The organism is Pseudomonas sp. LSJ-87 (assembly GCF_032971465.1).
Taxonomy (GTDB): Bacteria; Pseudomonadota; Gammaproteobacteria; order Pseudomonadales; family Pseudomonadaceae; genus Aquipseudomonas; species Aquipseudomonas putida_Z.
On the sequence record NZ_JAWJYQ010000069.1, the window covers coordinates 1 to 4615 of the forward strand.

Consider the following 4615-nt stretch of genomic DNA (forward strand, 5'->3'; position numbering starts at 1 on the left):
TGGATTGGGGGGTGCAGACAGAGGGATGCAGTTAACGAAGGGCTTTCACTTCACTGGCGGTGACGGCATCCCCTTGGTTACCCCAACTGGTGCGAATGAAGTTCACCACCTCGGCAACCTCCTGGTCACTCAGGCGCCAGCCGAACGCCGGCATGGTGAAGTTCGACGGTGCCGCGTGCGTCGCCGGCACCGTACCCCCCGCCAATACCACGTGGATCAGCGATGTGGCATCCGCCGTCTGCACCACCGGGTTGCCGGCCAGGGCCGGGAACACGCGGGTATAGCCCTGGCCATCGGTACGGTGGCAGGCCGCGCAGTTGTCGATGTACACCGCCGCCCCGGGCTTGCTGTCGTCGCCCTTCCACAGCGCATCCGCCACCTGTTTGTCGTACACGTGCGGCTGGTCGTCAGGGTTGCTCGGCGGCAACGTCTTCAGGTAGCGGGCGATAGCGGTCAGGTCGGCGTCGCTCATGTGTTGCATGCTGTGCTCGACCACGTCGCTCATGCCACCGAACACGGCGCTGCGGTCGCTACGGCCAGTCTTGAGAAACTGCACCAGCTGCTCTTCGCTCCAGCTACCCAGGCCGTCCTTGTGGTCGCCACGCAGGTTCTTGGCAATCCAGCCTTCCAGCGGTGCACTGCCAGCCAGGAACTGCTCGCCATCCTGTGGGCTCAGTGCCTTTTCCTGCATGGTCAGTGCCCGCGGCGTATGGCACGCGCCACAGTGCCCCAGGCCCTCGACCAGGTAGGCACCGCGGTTGACCACCGGGTCGGCCGCCGCCGACGCCTGCCAGGGCTTGGCCTCTGGCGCGAACAACCCGCGCCAGACCGCCAGCGGCCAGCGCATGCTCAGCGGCCAGGGGATGTCGGTGGCCTTGTTCGGCTGCTCGACCGGCTCCACGCCCTTCATGAAGTAGGCATACAGCGCCTGCATGTCCTGCTCGCTGACGCGCGCATAGGACGGGTATGGCATGGCCGGATACAGGGTGCTGCCGTCCTTGCCGATGCCCTTGCGCACTGCCTGGTCGAAGTCTTCGAAACTGTACTGGCCGATACCACTGGCCGCCGGGGTGATGTTGGTGGAGTACACCGTGCCGATCGGTGTCTCCATCGGCAACCCTCCGGCGAACGGCTTGCCGCCCTTGGCGGTATGGCAGGCGACGCAGTCGCCGGCGCGGGCCAGGTACTCGCCCTGGCGCACCTGCGCATCGTCGTTCGGCGCAGCCTGTGCAGCCACGCTGGCACCCAGCAGGGTTGCTATCAACATTGTCTTCATGCGCATCGCTCCTCAAGCCTGGACCAGCGGGCCAGGGTTTTTCAGGTACTGCTCGCGGATGGCGCGGGCCGACCAGTAGGTCAGCGCAGCCACCAGCCCGGTCGGGTTGTAGCCCAGCCCCTGGGGGAACGCCGAAGCCCCCGGAACGAACACGTTGTGCACGTCCCAGCTTTGCAGGTAGCGGTTCAACGCACTGGTTTTCGGGTCGGTGCCCATGATCGCGCCGCCGTTCAGGTGGGTGGTCTGGTAGCTGGCGGTGTTGAAGTGGTCCTTGACCTTCTTGCCCAGCACGGCAATGGTCTTGGGGTTCATCGCCTGGGCGATCTTGCTCAGCTTGTCGACCATGAACTGGTTCATCCTGATGTCGTTTTCCTGCCAGTCGAAGGTCATGCGCAGCAGCGGCTGGCCGTAGGCGTCGCGGTAGGTCGGGTCGAGGTCCAGGTAGTTGCCACGGTAGGACTGGTGGGCGCCGTGGGCGTCCATCGACACCTGGTGGGTGTAGTAATCGGCGGTGGCCTTCTTCCAGGCGCTGCCCCAGGCCGGTGTGCCAGGCGGAGTCGCGCCGCCGGCAATCGGCCGTGTGCCGGCCTGGTTCACCCACATCGGCGAGCCACCGACGAAGCCGTGCGGGCCATGGTCGAAGTTGTCGGCGTTGAAGTCATCGATGGCAATGCCGTTGCCACCGGCACCGATGAAGTTGTTGGTGTAGGTGTCCTTGTCGAAGAACGCCTTGACCGTGCCCATGTTCTGGTAGGCGAAGTTACGCCCGACCACGCCTTCGTTCTTGATGGGGTCGTACGGTTTGCCGATGCCGGACAGCAGCATCAGGCGCACGTTGTTGAACTGGAACGCCGCCAGGATCACCAGGTCCGCCGGCTGCTCCACTTCCCGCCCCTGGGCGTCGATGTAGGTCACCCCGGTGGCCTTGCGCTTGCTGTCGTCCAGGTTCACCCGCAGCACATGGGCGTTGGGCCGCAGGTCGAAGTTCGGCACCTGGCGCAGCGCCGGCAGGATGTTCACGTTGGGCGAGGCCTTGGAGTACATGTAGCACACGTAGCCGCTGCAGAAACCGCAGAAGTTGCACGGCCCCATCTGCGCCCCGTACGGGTTGGTGTACGAGCCGGAGGTGTTGGCCGAGGGCAGGTTGTAGGGCTTGTAGCCCAGGCTGGCCGCTGCCTTTTCGAACAGCCTGGCCGACACCACGTTTTTCTGCGAAGGCAGCGGGAACGGGCTGGAACGGTCCGGCGCATAGGGGTTGCCGCCCTTCCCTTCGCCAACGACCTGGCCGTTGACGGTCCAGGCCTGGCCAGAGGTACCGAATACCTTTTCGGCAAAGTCGAAGTGCGGTTCCAGTTCCTCGTAGCTGACCCCGAAGTCCTGGATCGTCATGTCTTCGGGGATGAACTTGCGCCCGTAGCGTTCTTCGTAGTGGCTGCGCATGCGCAGCTCCATCGGGTCTACCCGGAAGTGCACGCCAGACCAGTGCAGGCCTGCGCCACCTACACCTTTGCCCGGCAGGAAGGCACCGAGCTGGCGATTGGGCAGTGCCACGTCGTTCATGCCATGGCGGATGGTGACGGTCTCTTTCGACACATCGACGAACAGCTTCTTGCGCACGCTGTAGGTCAGCTCGTCGATCACTTGCGGGTAGCTGCCTTCCGGGTAGGTGTCCTGCATCGGCCCCCGCTCCAGGGCCACCACCTGCAGCCCGGCCTCGGTCAGTTCCTTGGCCATGATCGCGCCGGCCCAGCCGAAGCCCACGATTACCGCGTCCACTTTCTTCATCACGGTCGCCATGCCTCAGGCCCTCTCGCCACGGATCGAAACAGCCGGGAACGGGTAAGGCTCGTTGCGCTCGACCCAATCCATGAAATCGGCGCGGGCGCCGGGGAAGCCGATCTGGGTCCAGCCGACCATGCCTTTGTTGCCGCCATGGATCGGGTCGCAGAAGAACCCTTCACGGGTGTTCTGCACCAGCAAGCTGAAGAACACCTTGGCCGGCACGGTGTCGAAAACCAGCTCTCCAGCCTCGACCTTGCTGAGAACGTGGTCCCGGGTAGCGCTATCTTGCGCAGCAAAAACTTGCCCGGAATTGGCCTTGCACCAGCCGTCCACGGCGGCGATGCCCAGGCGGTAGATCTGTTGCGGGCTGAGTTGCAGCTGGTAACCCAGTTCGGGCGCGGCGTCGGCCTTGAACGGGCCCTGCATGTACCACTGCGCGCCGGTTGCATAGGGGGTGTTCATCTGCCGGTCGATGAATTCGGCAGCGCCGGCTTCAAGTGCACCAGGGCCAAGCTCGTCGGCCGGGATGATGCGCGAGACGGCCGCCTGCACGAAGGCCCACTCCTCGGCAGTGAAGAACGTCGGCTGGTAGTTGCCCGCTGGCGGCGTGGCCGGCACTTTGGGCTCGTGTTGCGGGGCCGCAAGCAGCTGACTGGCACCCACGCCAAGCCCCGTGCTGGCCACGGTGACCACAGGGATCAAGGTCAAGGTCTTGCGCAGAAAGTCCCTGCGCGGGTTGTCTGGGGCATGGTCAGGCATTGCGAATCCTCATCGGCTGTGTGCGGCCTTGAAAAGCGCCATCTGATTTTCAATATGGGGGGTGGTCTTGATAGGCCATCAAGAAAACAGCCGAATAATTTAGCGTGTTCAGAAATGTTTTGAAACCGGTTTCATGCCGTATTTGCCTGCCATTAAAGGTCCCCATAAGCCTTTGCATCCAGCCAAGGTATTTTTCACACTCAGCACGCCTTGAGCTGCATCTTCAGACTCTCAAATGCACAAAAGAAGAAAATTCCTACGATCGCATCGGACGTTTCGGGATTCCCGATAGATTGATTCCTGGTTTAGGTTCGGGCTTCAGCCAAATGCCTGCGACTAGCCGCGTGGATACTCCATGCCACTACGCAGCAATAGCGCGCCGACAAACGAGGATTAAGGATGTCCGATGAGCCCGATGCAACTGTGAAGACAGTACACAGGAAGAAAAAGCCGGTCCTGCTGGAGGATATCCAAGGGAACCAGCAACCTCGCTCCAGTACCGGACCTGGGCAAGCCATGGATATTCCTGGCTACCCGGCCGACCCGGACTTCCGGTTACGCGGTGGCTTCGCCAACCTGATGCTCGACGCGGCCAACCCGCTGTTCGGCCTGGTCATACGCCTGCGTACGCTGGATGACCTGCCCAACATCGAACAGGTGCACAAGGCCCTGCAGACCCAGGTCAGCGCCATCCGCGAGGAAATACAGCAGCACGGTTATTCCGCCGTACACCTCGAAGTCTATTCCTATGCCTTGTGCCTTTACCTGGACGAGGCCGTGATGAGCCGCCCCTGGGGG

4 protein-coding genes are annotated in these 4615 nt (G+C 63.0%); 1 reads left to right on the plus strand and 3 read right to left on the minus strand.

What is annotated here, in order from left to right:
* Nucleotides 1-31: 31 nt before the first annotated feature.
* Genes RYH74_RS25375 through RYH74_RS25385 form a run of 3 tightly spaced genes read right to left on the minus strand, consistent with a single transcriptional unit; the run spans nucleotide 32 to nucleotide 3817 of the window.
* Nucleotides 32-1276 (minus strand): cytochrome c, encoded by a 1245-nt coding sequence (locus tag RYH74_RS25375; RefSeq protein WP_084785192.1) that lies wholly within the window; start codon nucleotides 1274-1276, stop codon nucleotides 32-34.
* A 12-nt stretch (nucleotides 1277-1288) separates the two neighbouring features.
* A complete protein-coding gene (locus RYH74_RS25380; protein ID WP_286099952.1) occupies nucleotides 1289-3073 on the minus strand; it encodes a GMC family oxidoreductase in 1785 nt (594 codons plus the stop codon).
* Nucleotides 3074-3076: 3 nt separating this feature from the next.
* On the minus strand, nucleotides 3077-3817 hold the full coding sequence (locus RYH74_RS25385) for a gluconate 2-dehydrogenase subunit 3 family protein (RefSeq protein WP_085664763.1): 741 nt from the start codon (nucleotides 3815-3817) through the stop codon (nucleotides 3077-3079).
* 399 nt (nucleotides 3818-4216) lie between these two features.
* Here RYH74_RS25385 and RYH74_RS25390 point away from each other — a divergent pair.
* Nucleotides 4217-4615 (plus strand): DotU family type IV/VI secretion system protein (locus tag RYH74_RS25390; protein WP_317410516.1); only part of this gene is annotated, 399 nt, incomplete at its 3' end.

What these genes read in the sequence shown, in the direction of transcription:
- RYH74_RS25385 (WP_085664763.1), bottom strand. Translation starts at nt 3,817, where the DNA reads ATGCCTGACCATGCCCCAGACAACCCGCGCAGGGACTTTCTGCGCAAG.
- RYH74_RS25380 (WP_286099952.1), bottom strand. Translation starts at nt 3,073, where the DNA reads ATGGCGACCGTGATGAAGAAAGTGGACGCGGTAATCGTGGGCTTCGGC.
- RYH74_RS25375 (WP_084785192.1), bottom strand. Translation starts at nt 1,276, where the DNA reads ATGAAGACAATGTTGATAGCAACCCTGCTGGGTGCCAGCGTGGCTGCA.